The organism is Nonomuraea sp. NPDC001699 (assembly GCF_053596455.1).
On sequence record NZ_JBSFGF010000019.1, the window covers coordinates 24,681 to 46,620 of the forward strand.

The 21,940-nt window shown below is 72.7% G+C and carries 15 protein-coding genes; 4 read left to right on the plus strand and 11 right to left on the minus strand.

The genetic code is table 11. The features are described 5' to 3' along the window. Positions 1-3 precede the first annotated feature (3 nt). Together ACWCSU_RS38720 and ACWCSU_RS38725 are read left to right on the plus strand one after the other, a co-directional pair. A complete protein-coding gene (locus ACWCSU_RS38720) occupies positions 4-876 on the plus strand; it encodes a patatin-like phospholipase family protein (RefSeq protein WP_364099597.1) in 873 nt (290 codons plus the stop codon). 66 nt (positions 877-942) lie between these two features. After that, positions 943-1,797: an FRG domain-containing protein gene (locus ACWCSU_RS38725; protein ID WP_449941825.1), complete on the plus strand. Its 855-nt coding sequence runs from the start codon at positions 943-945 to the stop codon at positions 1,795-1,797. A gap of 5 nt (positions 1,798-1,802) precedes the next feature. Here the strand turns inward: ACWCSU_RS38725 and ACWCSU_RS38730 are convergent, their stop codons facing one another. Next, positions 1,803-2,162 (minus strand): arsenate reductase family protein, encoded by a 360-nt coding sequence (locus ACWCSU_RS38730; RefSeq protein ID WP_364099591.1) that lies wholly within the window; start codon positions 2,160-2,162, stop codon positions 1,803-1,805. Between the two features lie 151 nt (positions 2,163-2,313). Between ACWCSU_RS38730 and ACWCSU_RS38735 the strand changes: the two genes are divergently transcribed. Both ACWCSU_RS38735 and ACWCSU_RS38740 read left to right on the plus strand, forming a co-directional pair. Beyond that, on the plus strand, positions 2,314-3,504 hold the full coding sequence (locus ACWCSU_RS38735; protein WP_449941827.1) for a 4-hydroxybenzoate 3-monooxygenase: 1,191 nt from the start codon (positions 2,314-2,316) through the stop codon (positions 3,502-3,504). 42 nt (positions 3,505-3,546) lie between these two features. Then, the gene (locus tag ACWCSU_RS38740; protein WP_449941828.1) at positions 3,547-4,350 is read left to right on the plus strand and encodes an MBL fold metallo-hydrolase; all 804 of its coding nucleotides are present in this window, start codon (positions 3,547-3,549) and stop codon (positions 4,348-4,350) included. On the opposite strand, the gene ACWCSU_RS38745 is transcribed toward ACWCSU_RS38740, so the two are convergent. The 10 genes from ACWCSU_RS38745 to asnB all read right to left on the minus strand — a co-directional run bounded on the left by ACWCSU_RS38745 (position 4,351) and on the right by asnB (position 21,830). After that, positions 4,351-5,205, minus strand: a complete 855-nt coding sequence (locus ACWCSU_RS38745) for a geranyl diphosphate 2-C-methyltransferase (protein ID WP_357706856.1) — start codon at positions 5,203-5,205, stop codon at positions 4,351-4,353. It abuts the gene before it with no gap. A gap of 37 nt (positions 5,206-5,242) precedes the next feature. Continuing rightward, a complete protein-coding gene (locus tag ACWCSU_RS38750) occupies positions 5,243-6,358 on the minus strand; it encodes a family 2 encapsulin nanocompartment cargo protein terpene cyclase (RefSeq protein WP_449941830.1) in 1,116 nt (371 codons plus the stop codon). A gap of 119 nt (positions 6,359-6,477) precedes the next feature. Further along, complete coding sequence (locus ACWCSU_RS38755) at positions 6,478-7,029, minus strand: hypothetical protein (RefSeq protein WP_449941832.1); 552 nt, start codon at positions 7,027-7,029, stop codon at positions 6,478-6,480. Further along, positions 7,022-7,546, minus strand: a complete 525-nt coding sequence (locus tag ACWCSU_RS38760; protein WP_357706851.1) for a hypothetical protein — start codon at positions 7,544-7,546, stop codon at positions 7,022-7,024. Before ACWCSU_RS38760 ends, ACWCSU_RS38755 begins: the two co-directional genes overlap by 8 nt. 46 nt (positions 7,547-7,592) lie before the next feature. Continuing rightward, a complete protein-coding gene (locus tag ACWCSU_RS38765) occupies positions 7,593-17,882 on the minus strand; it encodes a WXG100-like domain-containing protein (protein ID WP_449941833.1) in 10,290 nt (3,429 codons plus the stop codon). 3 nt (positions 17,883-17,885) lie between these two features. Continuing rightward, complete coding sequence (locus tag ACWCSU_RS38770) at positions 17,886-18,221, minus strand: hypothetical protein (protein ID WP_364099573.1); 336 nt, start codon at positions 18,219-18,221, stop codon at positions 17,886-17,888. Beyond that, positions 18,218-18,613, minus strand: a complete 396-nt coding sequence (locus ACWCSU_RS38775; RefSeq protein ID WP_357706847.1) for a YbaB/EbfC family nucleoid-associated protein — start codon at positions 18,611-18,613, stop codon at positions 18,218-18,220. Before ACWCSU_RS38775 ends, ACWCSU_RS38770 begins: the two co-directional genes overlap by 4 nt. Before the next feature lie 91 nt (positions 18,614-18,704). Then, a complete protein-coding gene (locus tag ACWCSU_RS38780) occupies positions 18,705-19,112 on the minus strand; it encodes a hypothetical protein (RefSeq protein WP_357706846.1) in 408 nt (135 codons plus the stop codon). Beyond that, positions 19,109-19,999 carry an SseB family protein gene (locus ACWCSU_RS38785; protein ID WP_357706845.1) on the minus strand — a complete coding sequence of 297 codons (891 nt, stop codon included), beginning with the start codon at positions 19,997-19,999 and terminating at the stop codon, positions 19,109-19,111. Before ACWCSU_RS38785 ends, ACWCSU_RS38780 begins: the two co-directional genes overlap by 4 nt. A 16-nt stretch (positions 20,000-20,015) precedes the next feature. Further along, positions 20,016-21,830, minus strand: a complete 1,815-nt coding sequence (gene asnB, locus ACWCSU_RS38790) for an asparagine synthase (glutamine-hydrolyzing) (protein ID WP_449941836.1) — start codon at positions 21,828-21,830, stop codon at positions 20,016-20,018. Between the last annotated feature and the right edge of the window lie 110 nt (positions 21,831-21,940).

The window sequence follows — 21,940 nt, forward strand, 5'->3', positions numbered from 1 at the left end:
CTCATGGACCGAATTGAAGCTTCTGACCGTCGGCGGGCCCTGGTGCTCGGGGGCGGCGGCGTGGCCGGCATCGCGTGGGCGACCGGCGTGCTGGCCGGGCTGGCCGACGAAGGCGTGGACGTACGGGACGCCGACCTGATCGTGGGCACCTCCGCCGGGTCGGCCGTCGGCGCCCAGGCCCGCAGCGGGTTGACCGTCGAGGAGCTGTTCCAGCGGCAGGTCGATCCCGCGCTGCAGGCCAGGGAGATCCCCGCGGTGTTCGACGCCGCCTCCTTCGCCGGCAGCCTCCAGGAGATCCTGGCCGGCGCCCACGACCGGGACGAGCTGCACCGCCGCATCGGCGCCTGGGCGCTGAAGGCCCCCACGCTCGGCGAGCCGGAGCGGCGGGCGGCGGTGGCCTCCCGCCTGCCGGAGACCGGCTGGCCGCAGCGGCCGCTCGTGCTGGTCGCGCTCGACGCGGTGACCGGAGAGACGCGCCTGTTCGACCGGGCGTCCGGGGTGGAGCTGGTGGACGCGGTGGCGGCCAGTTGCGCCGTGCCGGGGGTCTGGCCGCCGGTCACCATCGAGGGCCGCCGCTATGTCGACGGCGGCGTGCGGTCCAGCGACAACGCGGACCTGGCCGCCGGTTTCGAGCGGGTGCTGGTGGTGTCGCCGCAGCCGCCGGGCGCCCCCGCCTCCCCCTGGACGTCGCTCGAACAGGAGGTGGCCCAGCTGCGCAAGGAAGGCTCCACGGTCGAGGTCGTCAGCCCGGACGAGGGAGCCGTCGCGGCCATGGGCCCCAACCCGCTCGACCCCGCCGTACGGTCACCGGCGGCCCACGCGGGCCGCGAGCAGGGCCGGCGGGTGGCCGCCGCCGTCCACAGCATGTGGACCTAGCCGGGCGCACCCGGGCGCCCTGGTGGCGGCAGGTGTGACCAGGGCGCACAGGGGCACCGGAGGCGGATGGGGATGGTGACGGTGTCGTCCTGGCGGGAGCTGGACGACGCGATCGGCGCGGCCGGCCACGGCGACGGGCCGGCCCACGCGCACTCGCCGCTGGTCTTCCGCGGCCTGGCGAAGAGCGCGTACTCGCACGTGCACAGGCTCGCGCGGCTGGCGGGCGACTACGCCACCCTAGAAGCCCACTTGATACGAAATTTTAGAAAATACGCGCACAGAGCCGCCCCCGGCCCGACCGTCTGGGACTGGCTGGCCCTCGGCCAGCACCACGGCCTGCCCACCCGCCTCCTGGACTGGACCTTCTCCCCGCTGGTCGCCCTGCACTTCGCCACCGCGTCCTGGCCCGGCGAGGACGCCGTCCTGCTGGCCGTCGACTGCGCGGGCGCGCACCGCCTGCTGCCCGAGCCGCTGCGCGAGGTGCTCGACGGCGAGGGCGCGCTGCTCTTCAGCACCGAGATGCTCGCCGAACGCGCCGCCGGTCTGGCCCGCTTCGACGCCCTCGGCCGCGAGCGCCCGTTCGTGGTCTTCTTCGAGCCGCCCTCGCTGGACGAGCGCATGGTCAACCAGTCGTCGGTGTTGTCGGCGATGTCGGGGGCGACGTACCAGCTCGACGACTGGCTGGCCGCCCATCCCGGGCTGTGGCGCGGCTGGTCGATCCCGGCCGAGGTCAAGGTCGAGATCCGGCGGCGGCTCGACCAGGCCGGGATCACCGAGCGGGTGCTGCTCGGGGGCCTCGACGGCCTGGCCGAATGGCTGCGCCGCTACTACTCGCCGGGCAGCGTCGACGTGCCCGCGGGCGGCTCCAGCATGGCCGGCCCCGAGCGCCCAGGCCAGCGGGAGGGCCGCATGGACGACTGACCGCGTCACCTGGACAGCGTGTCCCGCACGGCCTCCTCGGTGCGGCCGATCACGGTGTGGCCGTCGTCGGCGGTGATGATCGGCCGCTGGATGAGGACCGGGTGCGCGGACAGCGCGGCGATCCAGCGCTCGCGGGCGTCCGGGTCGCGCGGCCAGGCGTCGAGGCCCAGCTCGGCCGCGACCGGCTCGCCCGTACGCGTGATGTCCCACGGCTCCAGCCCGAGCCTGGCCAGGACGGCGCGCAGCTCGTCGGGCGACGGCGGGTCCTCCAGGTAGCGGCGGACCTCGTAGTCGGCCGCCTCGGCGTCCAGGATCGACAGGGCCGAGCGGCACTTGGAGCAGTCGGGGTTGATCCAGATTTCCATGACGCCGAGGTTCTCACGCTTGGGCGCCCCGGCGGAGGTCAGCCGGGGCCCCGAAGCGCACGATCTCCCGGTGGGCGGGTGATCGCGCGGACTATCATCGTGATCATCCTGGCCGGGTACCACTGCGCGTCACCGAGGCGAAAGGACCGCCATGTCCGGGAAGACCAGCAGGCGAGAGAGCACCGAGGTCGTCGTCATCGGAGCCGGTCCGGCCGGCCTGACCCTGGCGAACCTGCTGCGCCAGGCCGGCGTCGAGTGCGTGGTGCTCGAACGGCAGAGCCGCCCGTACGTCGAGCAGCGCCAGCGCGCCGGCATCCTCGACCACCACGGCGCCCGCGTCTTCGAGGAGTGGGGCCTGGCCGACACCGTCCTGGCGGGCATGCCGCAGGAGACCCGGTTCGAGTTCCGCGTCGACGGCGAGCAGCGCTTCCTCGACGTCTCCGCGATCACCGAAGGCCGATCGGGCCGGCTCGTGCCGCAGCAGGTCCTCGTCGGCCGGCTGCTCGCCCGCCTCCTCGAATCCGGCGGCGACCTGCGGTTCGAGGCGGCCGAGGTGACCCCGCACGCCGTCGGGGGAGCCGCCCCGACGGTCACGTACCGCGACGCCGAAGGCCGCACGCACGAGATCGTCTGCTCCTACGTCGCCGGCTGCGACGGCCACCACGGCGTCAGCCGGGCCGGCGTGCCCGCGCACGCCCTGACCACCTACTCCCACGACTACGGCATCGGCTGGCTGACGGTGCTGGCCGACGTCCCGCCGCCGGGCTTCCCGCTCATGGCGATCACGGCCCACGGGTTCGCCGCCCACTTCCCGCGCGGCCCGCGGGCCAGCCGCTTCTACCTCCAGTGCGCCCCCGACGCCACCGCCGCCGACTGGCCCGACGAGCGGATCTGGGCCCAGTTGCGGCTGCGCCTGGCCGACAAGGACCTGCCGGACGGCCCGATCGGCGAGAAGGCGTTCGTCGAGATGCGCAGCCACGTCGTCGACCCGATGCGCTACGGCCGGCTCTTCCTGGTCGGCGACGCCGCCCACATCATCACGCCCATGGGCGGCAAGGGCATGAACCTGGCGGTCGCCGACGCCGACGTGCTGGCCCGCGCGCTGCGCGCCGCCGTACGGGAGGGCGACGAGGAGCCGCTGGCCGCCTACTCGGCCACCTGCCTGGAACGCGTGTGGCAGCACCAGGAGTTCTCCCGCTGGATGACGGAGATGACCCACGAGGCCGGCGACGAGAGCCTGGCCGGGCCGTTCCGCCGCCGGCTGGCCAGGGCGCGGCTCGACCGGCTGTTCACCTCGGGCCCGGCGGCCCGCGCCTTCGGCGACATGATGGCGGGCGGCTGACGAGTTGACTTGAACCGCGGTTCAAGTACGACGATCGTCCCCATGAGGATTCATCACCTGAACTGCGGATCCGTACGGACGATCGAAGCCACCTACGACGGCCCGCCCGCCGCCCCCGCCGTGAACCACTGCCTGCTGGTGGAGACCCCGGCCGACGGGCTCGTGCTGGTCGAGACCGGGCTCGGGCTCGGCAATGTGCGCGACCCGGCAGGCACGCTGGGCGCCGACTGGGTGGCCATGGCCGAGCCCGCGCTGAAGGAGGAGGAGACCGCCGTCCGCCAGGTCGCCCGGCTCGGCTACCGCCCGGACGACGTGCGCCACGTCATCGTCACCCACCTCGACGTCGACCACTGCGGCGGGCTGCCCGACTTCCCCGGCGCGCGGGTGCACCTGCTGGCCGCCGAGCTGGAGGCGGCGCTGGCCGAGGCCCCGAGCTACCGCTACCGCCCGGCCCACTGGGCGCACGGCCCCGACTGGGTCACCTACACCCCGCAGCCGAACGACGACTGGTTCGGCTTCGCCTCGATCGAGCTCGACGGGCTGCCCGAGGACATCAGGCTGGTCCCCCTCGGCGGGCACACCGCCGGGCACACCGGCGTCGCCGTCCGCGAGGGGGACCGCTGGCTGCTGCACTGCGGCGACGCCTACTACTACCACCGCGAGCTGCAGCAGGATCCGCATCCGCACCCGCTGATGGACGTCGTGCAGACCCGCTCGGAGGTCCATCACGACCTGCGGCTCGGCACCCAGGCCCGGCTGCGGGAGCTGGTACGGGACCACGGCGACCAGGTGAGCGTCTTCTCGGCCCACGACCCGTGGGAGCTGGCCGCCGCGGTGGCCGGTTGATCAGACGCGGTCGGCCGCGATGAGCAGGTACTGGAAGCTGCCGTTCTTGTAGGCGTCGAGGAAGGACTGCTCGATGCCCGTGGCCAGATGGGTACGGGCGCGCAGCTCCCAGTACGGGATCGTGGCCGCCGTCAGGTCCACGACGCTGACCGGGACGAGCCGGTTGGCCGCCATCTGCTCGAAGTACGTGCTCCGGGGGTGGATGTCGCAGATGTAGTGGGCGTTGATCTGGCTGACCGCCCGGGACGGCAGGCCGTAGGCGTCGTTGTAGCAACCGGTGACGCACACGTACCGGCCGCCCCGGCGCAGCAGCCGGGAGTGCTCGGCGAACAGCAGGGACAGCTCGACGTACATGGTGCTCTCGTTGTTCCAGCTCGCCTGGAACGATCCAGTCTCGAAGCCGGTCTCCAGCATGTTGCGGAAGTGGAAGCGCACCTTGTCGTCGACGCCGCGCTTCTTGGCCTGGTCGTTGGCGAAGGCGACCTGCGACTCGGAGATGGACACGCCGTCGACCTCGCAGCCGTACCGCATGTTGACCAGGAGGCTGCTGCCGCCTCGGCCGGAGCCCGCGTCGAGCGCCCGGTGGTGGGGTTCGAGCGGGCCGAGGTGGCTGATCAGCAGGTCGGCCTGGGCGGTCTCCAGGCGGTGGAGCTCCTTGACGATGCGGTCCTCGCGGGTGTCCTCGGGGCCGTCGAGTACCGTCCAGTTCACCTCGCCGATGCCGTAGTGGTGGTGGTACAGGCCGTCGACGTCGCCCAGACGAAGGTTGACCGGGTTCTTCTCGGCGTTCCAGTAGCTGGCGACGGAGTGCTGGTAGTGGCTGGTGAGGACGGGGGAATGGGTGTTGACGGTCACCTGGGAAGAGCTCCTTCCCGGCCAGGGGCGGCCGGTGTCATGAGTGGTAGCGGCTGCTGCTGCCGTGCCATTCGAGGCACCCGGCCATCCAGCCCTGGGCGCCACGCAGGAACCGCTGCAGCTCCACGGACGGAACTGCGGCGAGCTCGCGCTGGCTGGTCTCGAAGCCTTTGACGAAGTCGTTGTGCAGCGCGACGGCGCGTTCGGTGGCCTCGCGCGTGGAGCACTTCTCCTCCTCCGCGATGAGCAGGACGAGGTTGGAGTCGGGCAGCTCGTCGGCCGCCTCCCTCGCCACGGAGTGGAGGTCGTTGACGATGACGCTGGCCGTGCCGGCCTGCATGAGCGCGGTGTGGAAACGCCGGTCGTAGAAGAGATCGGCGGGCAGCTCGTAGCCGGCGACGACGTCGATGAGGGTCATGGACGTGTAGAAGCTGTCGTGCTGCCGGGCCGCGAGGTAGCGCCAGACGGGCGGCGGCGTCTCCAGGTAGCGCCAGGCGGCGTAGGCCGCCCAGCTCACGTACATCTGGAAGGTGGTGTTGCAGGCCCGCATGACCTGCGACGGGGTGCCGTGGCGGGACAGGTGGTCGGTGGCCGAGCGCAGGGAGACCAGCACGGGGTCGGCCTCGATCGCCTCTTCGAGCTGCCCGGTGTACGCGCCCGCGGGCGGCGGCGGGTCCATGGCCGACATGACGAGCGCCAGGCGCGGCGGCAGCTCGGTGGGGCTCGCGCCGAGGTCGGTCTCGTCGGCGTAGTAGTCGTCGGCCGCCCACCAGGCGGTGTTCATCTGCGCCGCGATCAGCAGCAGGTCGGGGTCGTCGCTGTCGGGATGGGCGAGCATCACCAGCCGGCCGAACCCGGTGGCGGCGAACTCGTCCATCCGCCCGGCGTGCAGGCCCACCTTCTCGGCCCAGGCCACGAGCCGCCGGTCGACCTCCGCGCCGAGCGCCGGGTCGTCGCGGACCGTCTCGGGGCAGTAGAGCGGCGGGTAGGAGCCGTCGCCCCACTCCCGCTCCGCGTAGGGGATGGGGGCCAGGAGCTGCCGTGGTCCGGGAGGCGGCGCGGGGGGCGGGGCGGGGGCCGGAAGGTGGAGCGCGGAGGTTCCGAGGCCGGTGGGGCCGGTCGGGAGCCGCGGGGCCGCGGCGTACTGGGGCATGGCGCGCCTCTTCCCTTGAGGAGGAGCAGGACATTACCGAAAGTAGTTATTCAGCTACTAAAAGTAGAGTAGCCAATCGGTAATGAGAGCCTTACCCTCCTGCGGGCGCACTCTGGCGGTCAGGGCCTTGTGTGCAGGCCCTCGAAGTCGTCGAGGCTCTTGCGGTAGAAGGCCAGGTCGTCCTCCAGCTTCTGCCTGGTCAGGCGCTCCGGCTCGGTCTCGCGCACGGTCCTGCCCAGGTCGCTCCAGAAGTCGTCGGGCGGCAGCTCGGCGGCCTCCGGCGGGAAGAACTTCAGCGCCTCGGCCACGGCGTCGGCGGCGAAGAGCCAACCGGTCGCCACCGAGTCGTACCGCTCGGGGGAGGCCGGGCCGACGGCGTAGAACAGGCCCTCCTCCAGGGCCCGGCTGGCGTACGTGGTGGCGATCAGCACCCACTGGCCGGGGTCGAGCAGCTCGGACAGGCCGGTGCCGAACGTCGCACCGGTCTCCCTGGCCGCGCGCTCGGCCTCGACCGGGACCACGACCTCCACGTCGTCGAGCCGCACCCGCAGGTTCTCCGGGTCCTGGGAGACCGTGGCGTTCCGGGAGGCGCCCGGCAGGCCGGAGTGGGCCACCAGGTCGATGTAGACGTACGCCTCGACGAGCGAGCGGCCCAGACCCTGCTCAGGCATACTCGCCCGCCAGCGTCTGGTAGGTGTCGCGAACGACCAGCAGCCGGTCGAGCTGGAACCTGCCCGGCTCGGCCGCCCGCACCCCCTGCCCGCGCTCGGACCAGAACCCCTGGTCGGGCACCGAGTCCGCGCCCGCCGGCACGAACTTGACGACCTCCTCCACCGCCGCGGCGGCGATCCTGAGCGTGCGCAGGGCCTCGGCCCGGTCGGACACCGGCACGTCGCTCGCCGTCAGGTCGGCCACCCACAACCACTCGCCCGCGTCGAGCAGCTCCGACGGCTCCGGGCCGCCGAACGTCGGGAACCCGGCGGGCATGACGGGGGTCTCCGGCAGCCCGAACACGAACTCGCGCGGCGTGCCGCACTGCTCGCACGGGCCGAAGTAGCGGTTGGCCAGCTCGCCCTCGACGTCGATCAGCCCGTTGCGCCAGGTCGTGTCGGTGGACCCGCAGGCGCAGGGGTTGAGGTCGAGGTAGAGATGCGCCTCGTCCCTCGTCCGCGCCACCGCGAAAGCCATAGTCGTCCTCTCCTCGGGGTTCCCATGATGCCCGACGTCCCGTCCGTCACACCGCCATCGCCTGCGGGTCGGGCTCCAGCGTCACCGGCGGGGCCTCGTCCAGGCGGCGGCCGCACGTGCACGGGCCGTCGGGCGGGCACACGCACTTGGCGTCGGGCACGTCCCAGCCGGTCCCGTCCGCCATCACGCGGAGCTTTTCGATGATCGCCGGCCAGTCGCGGGGACGGCGGCCGTCCGCCAGGGTGGCCAGCTCGGTGGCCACCTGCGGGGGGAACATCCGCAGGATCTCCGGGCGGGCCTCGGTGACCAGGTCGTACAGCACGCCCAGGCGTCCGGGGCGCTGCCTGGGATTGGCCGTACGGGCCTGGCGCAGGGCCTCGTTCAGCTCGGCCAGCTCCTGGCCGTCGGCGGGCGGCAGGCCCAGCGCGTCGGCCACCGCGGCGGCGGCCGTCGCGGCGGCGGCCCGCTCGTTCGCGCCGACCGTGCGGGCCGGGTCCACCTCGTAGGTGAGCACGCCCGGGTCGTTCGCGCCCGTTCCCGGCTGCCGGATCTCGACGGCGATGGGCGCGCGGCCCGGCAGCACGATGTCGAGCAGGCCGGGCCCGTGGGTGTGCACGCGGGCGCCCATGAGGGCGGCGGCCCGTCCGACGGCTCCGGCGGCGGCCGTCGCGGGGAGCGTCGCGTGGCCGCGGATCGCCGTGACCTGGGCGGGGGTGAGATAGCCCGCGCGCGACAGCTCCACCAGCTTGGACGACGCGCCCTGCCGGCCGTTCGCCAGGCCCAGCCGTCTGGCCTCCTCCTGGAGCGCCGCCCGTTCGGTGCGCGAGCGGACCGGGCCCGCCTCGGCGACCGCCCGCGCCAGCCCGCGCAGCCGCGCCAGCGCCGCCGCCTCGATCGGGCCGGGCCGCCCGGGGGCCGCCGGCCGGGCCGGGCCGGTGTCCTGCGGCCGGCCGGCGGCGGTGTCGCCCGCGAGCGTGGCGGCGTGGGCCGCGACCTGCTCGGCGACGGCGGTCGTGGCCCTGGGGCCGTCGTCGGCGGGCACCCGTAGTGTCAGGTGGCCGGGAACGCTCGACTCGACGGTCACCCCGGCCGTGCCGGGAGCGGCCTCGGCCAGGGTCAGCGTGAACTCACCCTCGGGGGTGGTCACCGTGAACGTGTCCACCGGTCCCATCTGCGGCGCCGTGCCGTTCGCAGGGACGCCCCCGGGCGTGATGGCGGGGACGCCGGCGATCTCGGCCAGTTTGCCGAGGCCGGGCGGCGAGGTGTCCAGGCCGGTGGCCGAATCGCCGTTGAGCAGGCGGGCGATCCGGCTCTGCGGCTCGGGGGCGGCCGGTGCGCGGGGCCCGGTGCCCCACGGCGGGGGCGGCGGCGTGTGGCCGCGCCGGCGGATGTCGTCGGCGAGGGCGTCGATGGCCGCCGCCAGGCGCTCCCGGCGGGCCGGGTCGGTGGTGGCGTGCCACTTGTCGGACAGGTGGGCGTGCTCGTCCAGGCGGGGGAGCAGGCAGAGGTCGGTGCCCTCGGTGTGCTCGCCCGTCGGGGACGTCCTGAGCACGCCCTGCGGCATGCCGGCCGCCGCCGCGGTCGCCGTCTGGGCGACGTGCGAGAGGTCGTGGACCAGGATCGACGACACCAGGTCCGGATGCACGCGTCCCCAGATCCGCAGCAGGTGCGGGTCCTCGGCCGTGCCCGTGCGCGGCTCGGTGAGCGCGTTCAGGCCGTCACCCGGGTCCGCCACCACCACGCGGACGTGCTGGTCGGGCACGCCCGGCAACTGGACGGTCAGGACGTCGTCCCCGGTCCAGCCGACGTGGGCGGCGGTGCCGCCGAGGTCGACGGCCGAGACGGGCTGGTCGTGCAGCTCGTCCAGGGTCAGGTCGGGAACCCCTTCGGGGCGGGCCGACCTGCTGAACGGGCTGTCCTCGATCGCCGGGGACGGCATCCCGGCGGCGGGCGTCACGCCCTGCGACACGCTGCCGCCGACCGGGTTCACGTGCGTGTCGGGGGCGGCGGCGGGCCAGGCGGCCGGGGCGGCGGGCGCGGGAAGGGCGCCGACGGCGTCGAGCGCGGCCTCGACCTGCTCGGTGAAGGTGCCGTCCGTGCTCGGGTTCATGAAGACGTCGCGCAGGTTCAGGCCGGCGCCGCGGGCCGCGTCCAGGAGGTCGGGCGCGAGGCCCGCGAACGCCTCGGCGAAGCCGCCGTCCAGCGTCTCGCTGTATAGCGAGCCGTCGGGCATGACGCGGTAGCGGTGGAGGCCGTCCGTCTCCCAGACCGCCACCCGGGCCACCTCGCCGCGGTCGCGGGCGGCCACGCGGGCCTCCTGGAGGGTCTGGATCGGGTTCTGCCGCTCGGACGTGGGCACGAAATTGAACGTCGCGGGCGGCGGGCCGCCGGGACGCGGCGGCGCGATCCGTACGCCCGCCGCCATGCGCTCGCGCAGCTCCTCGATCTCCTCGCCGAACATGACCACGTCCACCTCGCCGGTCGAGGCGGAGGGCAGGTGGACGGCCTCGCCGACCGGCCGCTCGTTGCCGTCGCGCAGCCGCGCCATGTACTGGAACTCAAGGTCGTAGTCCACCCGGAGACGTACGGTGTAGGCCTTGCCCTTCTCGAACATGCTGCGTTCGCGGCGTGCCCCGTGGTGGTCGCCGACGCCCTCGGACGTCTGCTCCCCGCCCCGGACGCCGCCGTTGACCCCGGTCGAGCTGTCCGACCCGTTGGCGCCCCAGCCCACCGGGGTCGTCCGCCCGCGGGAGACGTTCACGTTCTGGGCGTCGGCCTGCCGGTCGACCTGACCCTTCTCCGCGTCGTACGGGCCGGCCACGATGGTCAGGTCGGACGTGCGGGCGTGGACGGTGACGTTCACGCCCTGGTCCTTGAACTTCTGCCTGGACACCCGGACGACCGGCTCGCCCGAGGGCCCGGTCATCCGCTCGAAGGCGGTCAGCAGCGCCGACGGCGCCAGCCGCCTGATCAGCTCGGGACGCCGTTCCTCGACCGCCGCCGCGCCGATCATCTTGGTGAGCTGGGTGGTGACGACCTCGTACAGGCTCGGCTTGGCCGGGCTCTCCCACAACGCCGCCGGGAAGAAACCGGGAGGCAGCTCGGCCTGCCGGGGGTCGGTGGTCATGACGACCGGCCCCGGGTCCTCGGCGGCGGGCCTGGTCATGCCGGTCGGGATGCGCCGCACCACCGTGGCGTTGTAGACGACCGGCGGCGCGGCGCGCCGCTTGCCCTGGAGCACGTCCGCCACGCGCTTGGCGGCGCCGGAGACCTTGCCGCCCCGTACCGGCCTGCGCTCGACCTCGATGACGAGCCGCATCTCCTGCTGCACCCGGGTCAGCCCGTTGAACAGGCCGATCCGCTGCAACCTGGTGTTCTGGTGGTTGGTGGAGCCCGAATAGCCGCGGCCCCGGTCGGTGGAGAGGCCGGCTCCCTGGCCGCCGGTCGGGTCGCTGGCGCCCTGGTCGAAGCCCGCCGAGTAGGACCCGTTGTACGACTCCGAATGCGACAGGTCGGTGTACCGGTAGTGCTGGACGATCAGTCCGGACTGCGACGTCTGGCTGAGCATCGTGGCCCTGCGCGAGTCGCCGACGGGTTCGAGGCGTACCCGGACCGTCACCTCCTCGGCCTGCGTGACCTGCGCGCCCTGCTGGACGTGGTAGCTGCGCTCGAAGCCGCGCGAGGACCACATGTCGGTGACGTGGATCAGCGCGGCGTCCTCGGAGAAGTCGACGTTCAACTCCTCGCCGAGGGTGGGGCTCTCGTCCAGCGCCCCCGGCACGGCGTCCTGCACGGCCTTCCGGACGGCGTCCATCACGTCGACCGGGTCGCCGTTCTCGTCGGTCAGCGTCAGCGACTCGGTCGAGCTCGCGCCCACCGACCGGTCGTACGACGGCGCGAGCACCACGTCCCTGGAGCGTTCGAGCTGTTCGGCGGCCTTGTCCAGGGTCTGGTCGAGCTTCTGCTGCGGGCTGCCGCTGTCAGGGGCGGTGAGCCCGGTCACCTCCTTGAGCTTGGCCAGCAGGGCCTCCGGGGTGTGCCGCTCGGTGTACTCGTTGGTCGTCCCCGACTGGGCCATGTCCAGGACGTAGCGCTGGACCAGCGGGACCGCGAGGCTGCGGTCGAGGGTCAGGCTGCCGTTGAGGAACCGTTCGACCGCGTCGCCGACCAGGTGGGCCGGCAGGTCGAGGTCGCCTTCCGCGTACATCAGCAGCGCGTCGTACTCCGAGACCGTGAACAGCGCGGTGCCGGACGTGGTCGTCGTCTTCGAGCCGCTGACGGGGATCTGCTCGCCGGTCGGCACCCCGTGCTCGGCGCTCTCGGAACCGGTGAGGGTGAGGTCGACCGTGCTGCGCAGGATGTACTGGCGGCCGAACTCGATCGTCAGCTCCTCGCTGCCCCAGATGTCGAGGATCGAGGTGGACTCGGACGTGCCGCCGGACCGGGACGGCAGCGAGAGCGAGCCGCTGTCGCCGGTCGTGCCGCCGTCGTCGAGGTCGCCGACGGACGTCGACATGCCGGCCGACAGCCCGGACGAGCCGCCCCACGAGATGCCGGCGCTGCCGAGCCCGAACAGGATGTTGCCCGTGACCTGGTCGACGACCCCCAGCACCTCGGTCTCGCCGACCTCGCCGGACACCGACAGCGACGAGCGCGTGGGCCCGTTCGGCCGGATCGCGACATCCGTGGTCAGCGGCCTGTTCAGCAGCTTGGGGTGGGCGACCAGGTTGCGCACGTTCAGGAACGCCATGAGGTGCTGGAAGGCCACGGAGTCGGCGGTCATGCCGCGTGGCAGCACCTGACGGGCCGCGTCCAGGGGGCGGCCCACGTCCACGTGCAGCAGCCGCGCCTTGGCCCTGAGCTTCTGGGACATCCGCCCGATCGGCGCGGGCGGCGTGGGCTTGGTCGAGGGGAGCATGTCGGCGGCGAAGACGAGCTGGGCCGATCCGTCGCTGGTCGCGATCGTCGTCGTCGTGCCCCTGTGCAGCAGGTCGGCGGTCATCTGGTGGCCCAGCGTGAAGATCGCGACCGTGCTGTTGCTCTCCTGGAGGGTCACGACGTTGGTCGTGCCGCCGGCGCTGGAGCCCGCCGTACGGGTGCGGTTGCCGCCGCCCTTGACGCCGACCTCGTTCGTGAGGCCGTCCTGCCCCTTGTCCGGGCCGTCGCTCTCGCTGACCCCGGCGCCGCCGCTGTACGTCCTGGACCTGCCGATGCCGCGGGCGGAGGTGTCGGAGCCGATGTCGAGGTTGACGACCGTCTGGGTGTCGGTGTGACCGACGTAGGTCATGTCGTTGAAGTCCTGCTTCAGCGACAGGCGCAGCATGTAGTGCTCGGGGGCGGAGTTGAGCCCTTGCAGCGTCAGGTCCAGCACGATGCCGTCCTGGGCCAGGGAGTCGTAGGCGGCGCGGATGCGTTGCTCCGACAGCTGCTCCAGGACCTCCTGGCGGTTGAGGATCTGGCTGGCGCGGGCGAGCTTGTTGGAGGAGTACTCCGGCACGCCGTTCACGGTCTTCGGGATGAGCCCGCGCTCGGCGAGCTCGTCCAGCACCTTCTGCCGGAACTCCGCCAGCCCCTCGATCTCCTGCACCAGCGCCGGGCCCGCGCCGCGCATCTGCCCGGGGCCGTCGCCGAGCCATGCGGGCAGCTCCGGCTTGCGGCCGGGCGGCGGGCCGGGGTGCGGGTCGCCGCGCAGGACCTGGTCGCCGTTGGCGTCGGTGACCGGCCGGCCGTCCTTGCGGACCAGCGCGGCGCTGTCCACGGGCAGGCCGTACCGGTAGGCGGCCGACTCGCGCATGTCCACCAGCGCCGTGCTGCGCACCGATGGCAGGGTGACCGGGGGCTTGCCGATCACCTCCACCGTGAACGTGGTCACCACCGTGAGCCGGTAGCTCTGCTTGGGGTGGGACTTACGGTGCACGCTGGGGTGGATCGCCTGCTTGTTGGCCGTGGCCGAGTACGACCGCGACGCCCCCCTCCCCCCGTTGGCCTTGGGGCCGATCGCAGGCTGGTACGGGCCGAGGTCCACGGCCTGCAGCCCGGGGGCCTTGAACCCGGCCGAGGCGCTGCCGTCGAGCGAGGAGCCCGACGAGGCGCCCCCCGGTGTCTGGACGAAGTCGACGAGCACCTCCTCCTCCCACTCCTCGGAGGACGCGCCGCCGATCGGCTGGGCGGTCTCCACCACGACACGGCTCTCGGCCCGCACCCGGACGTGCGGTTCGCCGTTCTTGGTGAAGACGCGCTCCAGCCCCTCGTTGACCGACGTCCGCAGGCGGTGGGGCAGCTCCTGGGTGACGAACGAGCGCAGCTGGTCGCGGGGCACGGTGCCGACCTCGGCGTAGTCGCCGCCGAGCTCCTCCGCGAGCGCGTCGAGGGCGCCCTCCAGGTCGGTCATGCTCTGGACGACGACGTTGGGCATCGTCTTGCCCCGCTTGGCCCTGTCGATCCAGTCCAGCACGCGCGCCGGCTGGTCGGTGGCGGGGTGCGAGAACCACAGCCGCTGGCTCGAGGAGTCGCCCGGGGCGCCGGAGTCGACCGTGACCGTGCCCTGCCACCTCGCGTCCTGGCCGGTGCGGATCTCGGCCGTCCAGGTGGCGGCGGCGTCGAACAGCAGCGACTCGTTGCGGTTGTCGGTGACCGAGCCGCCCTGGGCGTACATGCCGGCCCCGCCGCTGGTGGACCAGTTGCGGCCGAGCGAGGCGCCGAGGCCGACGCCCAGCAGTTCGCTCACCGTCCTGGCGACGTGGTCCTCCGGCAGGAACTGCGCCAGGACGCTGGTGTCGAAGCCCGCCGACATGCCGCCGCTGCCCGCCTGGCTGATCGAGGCCGTACGGGCGGCCTGGTAGAACAGGCCCACCATCATCTCCGACCCCTTGATGGCGGGGTCGAGCACCTCGACCAGGTCGGCGAGCGTCAGCTTGATCCGCACCTCGGCCGCCTTGCCGTGGTGCCCCACGGTCAGCACGAGGCCGTCGGGGGAGACGGCCTTGTGGAAGTCGGCCCGGATCGCCCGTTCGAGCTGGTCGGCGGAGAACTGGTGATTGACGCCGTTGTCGGCCAGCAGGTCGTTGACGGCGGTGGTGAGGGCCGACAGGTGGGCCAGCCGGCCCGTCGGCTGGGCCGCGGCCAGGCTGATCTCCTGGGGCAACGCGGCGGCCAGCGCCTTCAGGTAGGCGGCGTGCTGCTCAAGGACCTGGGCGGCCAGCCGCTCGGCGACGGACCGCATGCTGACCGGCCCGTTGGGCGCGCTCGGGTTCTGGATCTCGTTCATCGCCGTGAGCAGCTGCTGGTAGGTCTGCCGGGTCCGCGTCGCCTCGCGCAGCGCGGCCTCGTACGCGTCGGCGATCCTGTTGTGCCGCCTGCGGGTGGCCCGCTGCTGGAGCGCCTCCTTCCGCGCCGCGGTCGCCCGCGCCTGGCGGCCCTGGTCGTGCTGCCGCTGCGCCTTCCGCATCTTCTTGTTGGCGTCGCGTGCCGCTTGCTGGGCCTCCTGGGCGGTCTTCCGCTTCGCGTCGACCTGCTCCTTGAGCGCCCGCTCGGCCCGCTGCAGCGCGTCGATGACGGCCGGCAGCTCCTCCTGGGACGGACGGCCCTGCGGTAACTGCGGCGCGTACGTGGGCCGGGTCCCCGGCTTGGGGGCCCAGGGCGGCAGCGGCGGGGTGTGGCCGCGCTCGATGAGCTGGCGGGACACGCCGTCGATGTCGAGGGCGAGGAGTCGCTGCTCCTGCGGCGTCTGCGCCGCGTGCCACTGCTCGGCCATGAACGCCAGCTCGTTGAGCTGGGCCTGGGCGCACATGTCCTGCGTGGGCTCGCTGGTCGCCTTCCTGCGGCGCAGGAAGCCCCGCCGCTTGCCGCCGTTGTCCTCCTGCGTCTTCTGCAGGGTGTCGGTGATCTCGTGCAGCCAGACCCGGGACACCTGGCTGGGGTTCATGCCGGGGGCGAAGTGCACGACGTGGGCGTGCGCGGCGTCCTCACCGGTCGAGAGCTCGGTCTCGCCCATGAGCCCTTCGGTCAGCCCGCCGATGACCGGGCGGAAGTGGTGGGTGCCGTTGTTCCTGGTGCGGACGACGAGCGTGCCGTCGGCCGACCAGGTGATCTCCTCCACGTCCTGGTTGAGGAAGTGGGACGGCCGCACCGCGTCGGCTCCCGTACGGACGTCGCCGGGCTCCAACGGGGTGTCCGGCCGGGCGTCGGGGACGTGCCGGGTGCCCGGGACCGGCCTGGACGTGACCGTGCCCGGCTTGCTCGTGGCCGGTTGCAGGGTCTCGCCGCCCTCCTGGGCCAGCAGCACCATCGCGGTGGCCTCCGCGCGCAGCTCGTCGGCGTCGGTGACCTCGTCGGCGCGGGTGTCCAGGGCGGCGCGCACGCGTTTCATGGTGGCGGCGCGGATCACCCGTACGGTGCCGTCGGGGGAGGGGATGAGGAGGTCGCCGGTGGGGCCGACGACCGCGCCGGGGAAGTCCAGGGTGAGCGAGTCCATCAGCGCGGTACGGGCCCGGACGGGGCCGGTGACGGGCACGGGCGAGGTGGCGTCGGGGGCGGCGGCCGACGTCGTGGCGGGGGTGTTCGTGTCCTGGGCGGTGGTCGTTCCCTGCTGGTCGCCCTGCTGGTCGCCCTGCTGAGCGATCGGCTCCTGACGGCCGTCCTGCTGGTTGTCCTGTTGGTTGTCCGGCTGAGCGTCCTGCTGGTCGTTCTGCTGGGCGTCCTGCTGGGGGTTCTGCTGCGTGTCCTGCTCGGCGTCCTGCCGGGGGTTCTGCTGGTCGTTCTGCTGGGTCTGGTCGTTCTGCTGGGTGTCGCGGGTCTGGCGGGTGTCCTGCGAGCCGTCCTGGGCCTGGGGGGAGGCCGGGGCGGTGGTGGACTGGGGAGCGGGCGCGGGGTCGCTCTTCGGCCGCCGCTGCTGCTTGTCGTCGTCGTCGGTGTTCTCGTCGGTGTCCTCGTCGACGTTCTGGTCGGCGTCGGCACGGGGTTCGCGGTCGGTGTCCGTCCGGCCGTCCCGCGAGGAGGAGCCGCGGCGCGGGTTCGCGTCCGAGTCGGGGGGAGACGTGGACGGCGTGCCGCGCCTGACGTCGTCGCCCTGGTTCGGCGCGGGCGCCTGCGCCGAGGCGGGGACGATGGGCCCGCCGCCACCCGTGGGGGCCGGGCTGCCGACCGGCGGGTTCCCGCCCCCCGTGCTGGGGTCGCCGCCTCCGGCGCGGGCGGCGTCGGAACGGGCGGCGGTGTCGTAGGCGGAGGCCAGGGTGCTGACCGGGTTGCCCAGCGCGGTGTACACCTCGGGGTTGAACGGGCTGATCGACCCGGTACGCCCGACGCCGCCCATGAAGCCGCCCATGAGGGAGTCGACCGAGAACGGGTTGTTCCACTGGCCGTACACCAGGCCGTTGGCGAGGAAGCTGCCGGCCGGGGAGGCGATCGTGTTGGTCAGGCCGGTGGTCATCGCGCGGCCGGGGAAGCCCGGCATGTGCCGGGTGACCTTGGAGATGGGCCCGGACAGCGCGGTGCCGAAGAGCGCGCCGCCGCCCGCGCCGATGATCGCCGCCTGGGACTTCTTCCAGTCCCAGTCCTTCCTGGTGCCCATCTTGATCTGCTGGTACTGGGCGGCGGCGTCGATGAAGAACTCCTCGCCGATCTCCTCGATCAGCTCGCGGCCGATCGAGGAGCCGAGCAGCCTGGCGATCAGACCGCGGCCGGTGGCGCCGCTGAGCGTGGTGACCCGGGCCAGCTTGCCGGCGCCCAGCTCCCTGGCGCCGATCATGGCGAGCCTGACGAGGATGCGGCTGATCGCCGCGCGGCCCGCGGCCGCGTACGGGCCGATGATCGCCGCGGAGGTGCCGGCGGAGAAGAAGGCGACGATGAGCGCGATGGCGATGGCGACGACCGTGACCCAGAAGGCCACGTTGACGGACAGCTTGGAGTACTGGGTCTCGACCGCGAAGTTGTCCGACTGCATCTGGAGGGACTGCGACACCCTGGCCGCGCCCGCCATGCCGGCCTCCTGGCCGTACAGGAACTTGGCGCGGGTGACGAAGTCGGCGCTGGCGGGCGAGGACCAGCCGGTCGCCACGGTGCGCACGGCCGAGCCGGCGCGCGGCGCGGTGGCGATCGCCCCGGCGGCCAGCGCGTGGTAGGTGTGCGCGAGCTTGGACATGCCGCTCTCGCTCGCGTCCGGCCACTTCTGACCGGCCGACAACATCGGGAGCAGCCAGTTGACCACCCAGTCGGGCAGCGCCTCGGTCTCCCACACCGGCTCCACGTCCCGGTCGATGCGGACCGGGGGCTGGACGGTGGCCTGGCCCGACGACCCCGCAGAAGTCGGCCCCTGGGGGCCGGTGGCGCTGTGCGACACGCGTCAGACCTCTCGCGCCTTGAGCTCTTGCTCGATGTCGGCGTCCGTGCCGAGGGTGTTGTCGATGCTCGCGCGGAGCCTGCCGCACGCGTCGTTGATCTGCTTGGAGAGGTCGACGTACTGGTTGAGCATGCGGTTGGGGCCGTCGTCGCGGAAGTGGGAGGACTTGAACGACTCGCCCTCGGTGCCGCCGCCCCAGGGAGCGGCGGCCAGCGCCTCGACGACCGCGGCGACCAGCCGCTTGGACTCCTTCTCCCAGTCCTCGGCCATGGTGGTCCACTGGGAGATGCCGGAGTCCACGACGGGCTTGATGATCTGGGTGCCGTCCCAGGGCTTCATCGGCCGCCTCCCATGCGGTCGGCGAGCCGGGTCAGGACGGTTTCGAGGTCGCCGCTCAGATGCGCCTGGAAGTCCTCGCGCGGGATCACCGGCTCGAAGATCTCGGTGATGCGCTCCTGGGCGCGCTCGGTGGCCAGCCGGGCGGTCTCGGCGATGGTGTCGGCCAGGTGGCGGGCGTCGGGGCGCCGGTAGATGCGCGGGTCGAGGTCGAGCCGTACCAGCTCGCCGCGTGCGCCTACGGTCACCGAGACCAGGCCGTCCCGGGAGGTCTCGGTCACCTGGACGGCCTTGGCCTGCTCGTGCAGCTCCATGCCCACGTCCTGGATCTGGCGGAACATGTCGCGCAGCTCGTCGCCGTACGCCCGCATCCCCGCCACGTCAGGAGAATCCATGACACCCCCGGCCCCATGCCGCGTGACTCTTACGCCACACCGACCTTTCAGGTCAGTTTCCGTCACATGAACAACAGGAGACAAGAGCCAATCACGAAAAATGGCCGTTCGGCGGACTTATCGCCACAACTTCTTCCCGTAGCTCGGCGATCTCCGCCCGCGGGACCCACGCCCGGTACACGCCCCGCTCGATGCGCTCCAGCCCCAGTGCGAGCGCCGCGGGCGCGGAGCCGCCCAGGTATTCGAGCAGGAGAAGACCGTCGCGCTCGTCGTGGACCTGGAACCGCTCGTCCCGCCAGATGCACTCCGTGGTCACGAACTGAAGGGACGCGCACTCGGTCACCGGCACCGTGCGGACGTGGCAGCCCGGCTCGACCTCCTCGAAGCCGTCGGCCGGGCCGGTGGTGCGCAGGCGTACCCACAGCTCCAGGGCGTGCGGCTCCGGGCTGGCCACGTAGTCGGCGCCCTGCCAGTGGGCGCGGTAGAAGTGCCAGGTCATCGTTCCCCCCTGCCGATCAGCAGCCATCGCCGCAGGTCACCGTGGTACAGCGCGCGCCGGTGCTCGGCGCCCTGGACGGTGAGCTCCCAGATCTCCGAGCCGTGCGGCAGGCCGACGCCGTACACCTTGTACTCGCGGATGACCTGGTCGACATTGGGCACCAGGCCCATGCCCACGAACGGCGGCTCCTCGACCACCCAGCCGGCCACCGCGACCCGGCCCTCCTCGTCGCGCCCGCCGTACGGGGTGCGGTAGAGGTCGAGGCCGACGGGACGCCAGCGCAGGATGTTCAGCGAGCCGCTCTCGGTCAGCATCTCCGGCTGCTTCAGGGCGTCGGCCAGCACGGCGGGCGTGGCGATGTGGGAGACGTCGAGGGCATGGTGGCAGTAGCCGGAGACGCGCGGCTCGCCCGTCGCCAGGAGGTCCCCGATGTCGGACGGGGACAGCAGCTTCTGCACCACCGGCACCCCCGAGTCGGGCGCGAGCAGCAGGTCCTGGACGAGCGTGGGCACCGCCAGCCTGGCCAGCGTCCCCGGCTCCAGCAGGAACGCCGCCCCCAGCCCCGGATTGACCGCCAGCCCCCATCGCGGGTCGGGCCAGCCGGCCGCCAGCTCTGCGGGCGAGACGACCCGGCAGTGCGTGGCGGCGCCGCCGGTCGCGGTGATCATCGCCTCGACCGAGGTGAAGGCCACCACCCAGGTGCGGCCGGAGTCCGTGGCCGTCGCCCAGGCAGGCGGCTCGGTACCGGCCGCCGCGGCGGCGGTGATCGGCAACGCCAGGTCGGCGTCGCGGAGCAGGCCCAGGCACAGGGCGTCCTGCCCGTCCTGGCGGGCCGCCCACAGCTGTTCCTCGAACGGCGTGGCCGGCAAATGATCACTGGACGTCATCCGCCCAGTCTGCCCGCTACAACTCCAGGCGCACGCCATAGGCGGTCAGCCAGACGTTCAGGTCGAGCGCCAGCTCCAGGCTGTACCTGCTCATCGTGGTCGTCACCTTCTCGGGCGGCGCCGAGGCGGCCTCCCGGACGGCGTCGGGGTCGAGCAGCCGCAGCACCGGAGCGTCCTTGTCGGCGGCCAGCTCGCGCAGCGCCGCGCGGAGCGCCTGCTCGTAGCCCACGTCCTGGGTCACCGGGTACGGCGCCTTGACCCGGCGCAGGATCGGCTCGGGCAGCAGGTCGGCCCCGGCCGCCCGCAGCAGGCTCTTCTCCCTGCCGTCGAACGTCTTCATCGACCAGGGCGTGTTGAACACGTAGTCGACCAGCCGGTGGTCGCAGAACGGCACGCGCACCTCCAGCCCGACGGCCATGCTCATCCGGTCCTTGCGGTCGAGCAGGAAGGGCAGGAAGCGGGTCAGGTGCAGGTAGCAGATCTCGCGCATGCGCCGCTCGCGGGCGTCCTGACCGGGTACGTGGGGCACCTCGGCCAGCGCCGTACGGTAGGCGTCGGCCGTGTAGGCGTCCAGGTCGAGCTGCCGGATCAGCGACTTGTCGAGCAGGTCGGACGGCTGCTGCTCGCGCATCGCCATCGCCAGCCAGGGGAAGGTGTCGGCCTCGACCGTCTGCGGCAGGTGGAACCAGGCGTACCCGCCGAAGATCTCGTCGGCGGACTCGCCCGACAGCGCCACGGTCGAATGCTCGCGGATGGCCCGGAACAGCATGTAGAGGGAGGAGTTCATGTCGCCCATGAAGCTCGGCGCGTCCCAGGCCCGTACGACCGAGGCCCGCAGCTTCGGATCGGCCAGCTCCGCCGGCCCGAGGACGATGTCGGTGTGCTCGGAACCGACGTGCTCGGCCAGCATCCGCACGAACGGCCGGTCGGGGTCGCCGCGGAACTCGTCGGGCCGGAAGTGCTCGGCGTAACCGGCGTAGTCGACGGCGAAGGAGCGGATCGGGCCGTGCGTCCTGGCCAGCGCGGTGACGACGCTGGAGTCGAGGCCGCCGGAGAGCAGCGTGCAGATCGGCACGTCGGAGATCAGTTGCCGGCCGATGATGTCGTCGAGCAGCTCGCGCACCGTGCTGACGGTCGTGTCCAGGTCGTCGGTGTGCTCGTGGCCCTCCAGCGACCAGTAGCGGCGCAGCCGCGCGCCCTGCCTGCCCACGCGCAGCAGATGGCCGGGCGGCAGCTCGAACAGGCCCTGGTAGACCGACCGCTGCCGGAGGCTGGCCAGGCTGAGCAACTGCCGCAGGCCGTCGAGGTTCACCACGGGCGGCGCCAGCGGGTTGGCCAGGATCGCCTTGGGCTCGGAGCCGAACAGCACGCCGTTGGGCAGCGGGTAGTAGAAGAGGGGCTTGATGCCCATGCGGTCGCGGATCAGGACGAGCTCCTGCTCGCGCTCGTCCCAGACGGCGAAGGCGTACATGCCGTTGATCCGGTCGGCGACGCCCTCTCCCCATTCCAGGTAGCCGCGCAGCACGACCTCGGTGTCGCTCCTGGTGCGGAAGCGGTGGCCCTTGGCGGCCAGCTCCTCGCGCAGCTCCCGGAAGTTGTAGACCTCGCCGCTGTAGGTGATGACGGCCAGGCCCTCGGCCTCGATCGGCATGTGGCCGCCCTCGACGTCGATGACGGCGAGCCGGCGGTTGCCGAGCGCGGCGTGGGGTTCGAGATGGAGGCCCTGGTCGTCGGGGCCCCGGCAACTCATGGTCTCGGTCATGGCGAGGGCGGTGGCCCGTTCGCTGGTCAGGTCGCGGTCGAAGTCCACCCATCCGGCGATGCCGCACATACGAGGGTCCTCTCAGACGAAGTCTGACAACTTGCCTGACGCCCTCGCAACATAACCGTACGGAGCTGCTCGGTCCATACCCGATAAAGGCCCCTGAAAGCGGTCTGGGC

What these genes read in the sequence shown, in the direction of transcription:
- ACWCSU_RS38720 (WP_364099597.1), top strand. Translation starts at nt 4, where the DNA reads ATGGACCGAATTGAAGCTTCTGACCGTCGGCGGGCCCTGGTGCTCGGG.
- ACWCSU_RS38725 (WP_449941825.1), top strand. Translation starts at nt 943, where the DNA reads ATGGGGATGGTGACGGTGTCGTCCTGGCGGGAGCTGGACGACGCGATC.
- ACWCSU_RS38730 (WP_364099591.1), bottom strand. Translation starts at nt 2,162, where the DNA reads ATGGAAATCTGGATCAACCCCGACTGCTCCAAGTGCCGCTCGGCCCTG.
- ACWCSU_RS38735 (WP_449941827.1), top strand. Translation starts at nt 2,314, where the DNA reads ATGTCCGGGAAGACCAGCAGGCGAGAGAGCACCGAGGTCGTCGTCATC.
- ACWCSU_RS38740 (WP_449941828.1), top strand. Translation starts at nt 3,547, where the DNA reads ATGAGGATTCATCACCTGAACTGCGGATCCGTACGGACGATCGAAGCC.
- ACWCSU_RS38750 (WP_449941830.1), bottom strand. Translation starts at nt 6,358, where the DNA reads ATGCCCCAGTACGCCGCGGCCCCGCGGCTCCCGACCGGCCCCACCGGC.
- ACWCSU_RS38755 (WP_449941832.1), bottom strand. Translation starts at nt 7,029, where the DNA reads ATGCCTGAGCAGGGTCTGGGCCGCTCGCTCGTCGAGGCGTACGTCTAC.
- ACWCSU_RS38760 (WP_357706851.1), bottom strand. Translation starts at nt 7,546, where the DNA reads ATGGCTTTCGCGGTGGCGCGGACGAGGGACGAGGCGCATCTCTACCTC.
- ACWCSU_RS38770 (WP_364099573.1), bottom strand. Translation starts at nt 18,221, where the DNA reads ATGAAGCCCTGGGACGGCACCCAGATCATCAAGCCCGTCGTGGACTCC.
- ACWCSU_RS38775 (WP_357706847.1), bottom strand. Translation starts at nt 18,613, where the DNA reads ATGGATTCTCCTGACGTGGCGGGGATGCGGGCGTACGGCGACGAGCTG.
- ACWCSU_RS38780 (WP_357706846.1), bottom strand. Translation starts at nt 19,112, where the DNA reads ATGACCTGGCACTTCTACCGCGCCCACTGGCAGGGCGCCGACTACGTG.
- ACWCSU_RS38785 (WP_357706845.1), bottom strand. Translation starts at nt 19,999, where the DNA reads ATGACGTCCAGTGATCATTTGCCGGCCACGCCGTTCGAGGAACAGCTG.
- asnB (WP_449941836.1), bottom strand. Translation starts at nt 21,830, where the DNA reads ATGTGCGGCATCGCCGGATGGGTGGACTTCGACCGCGACCTGACCAGC.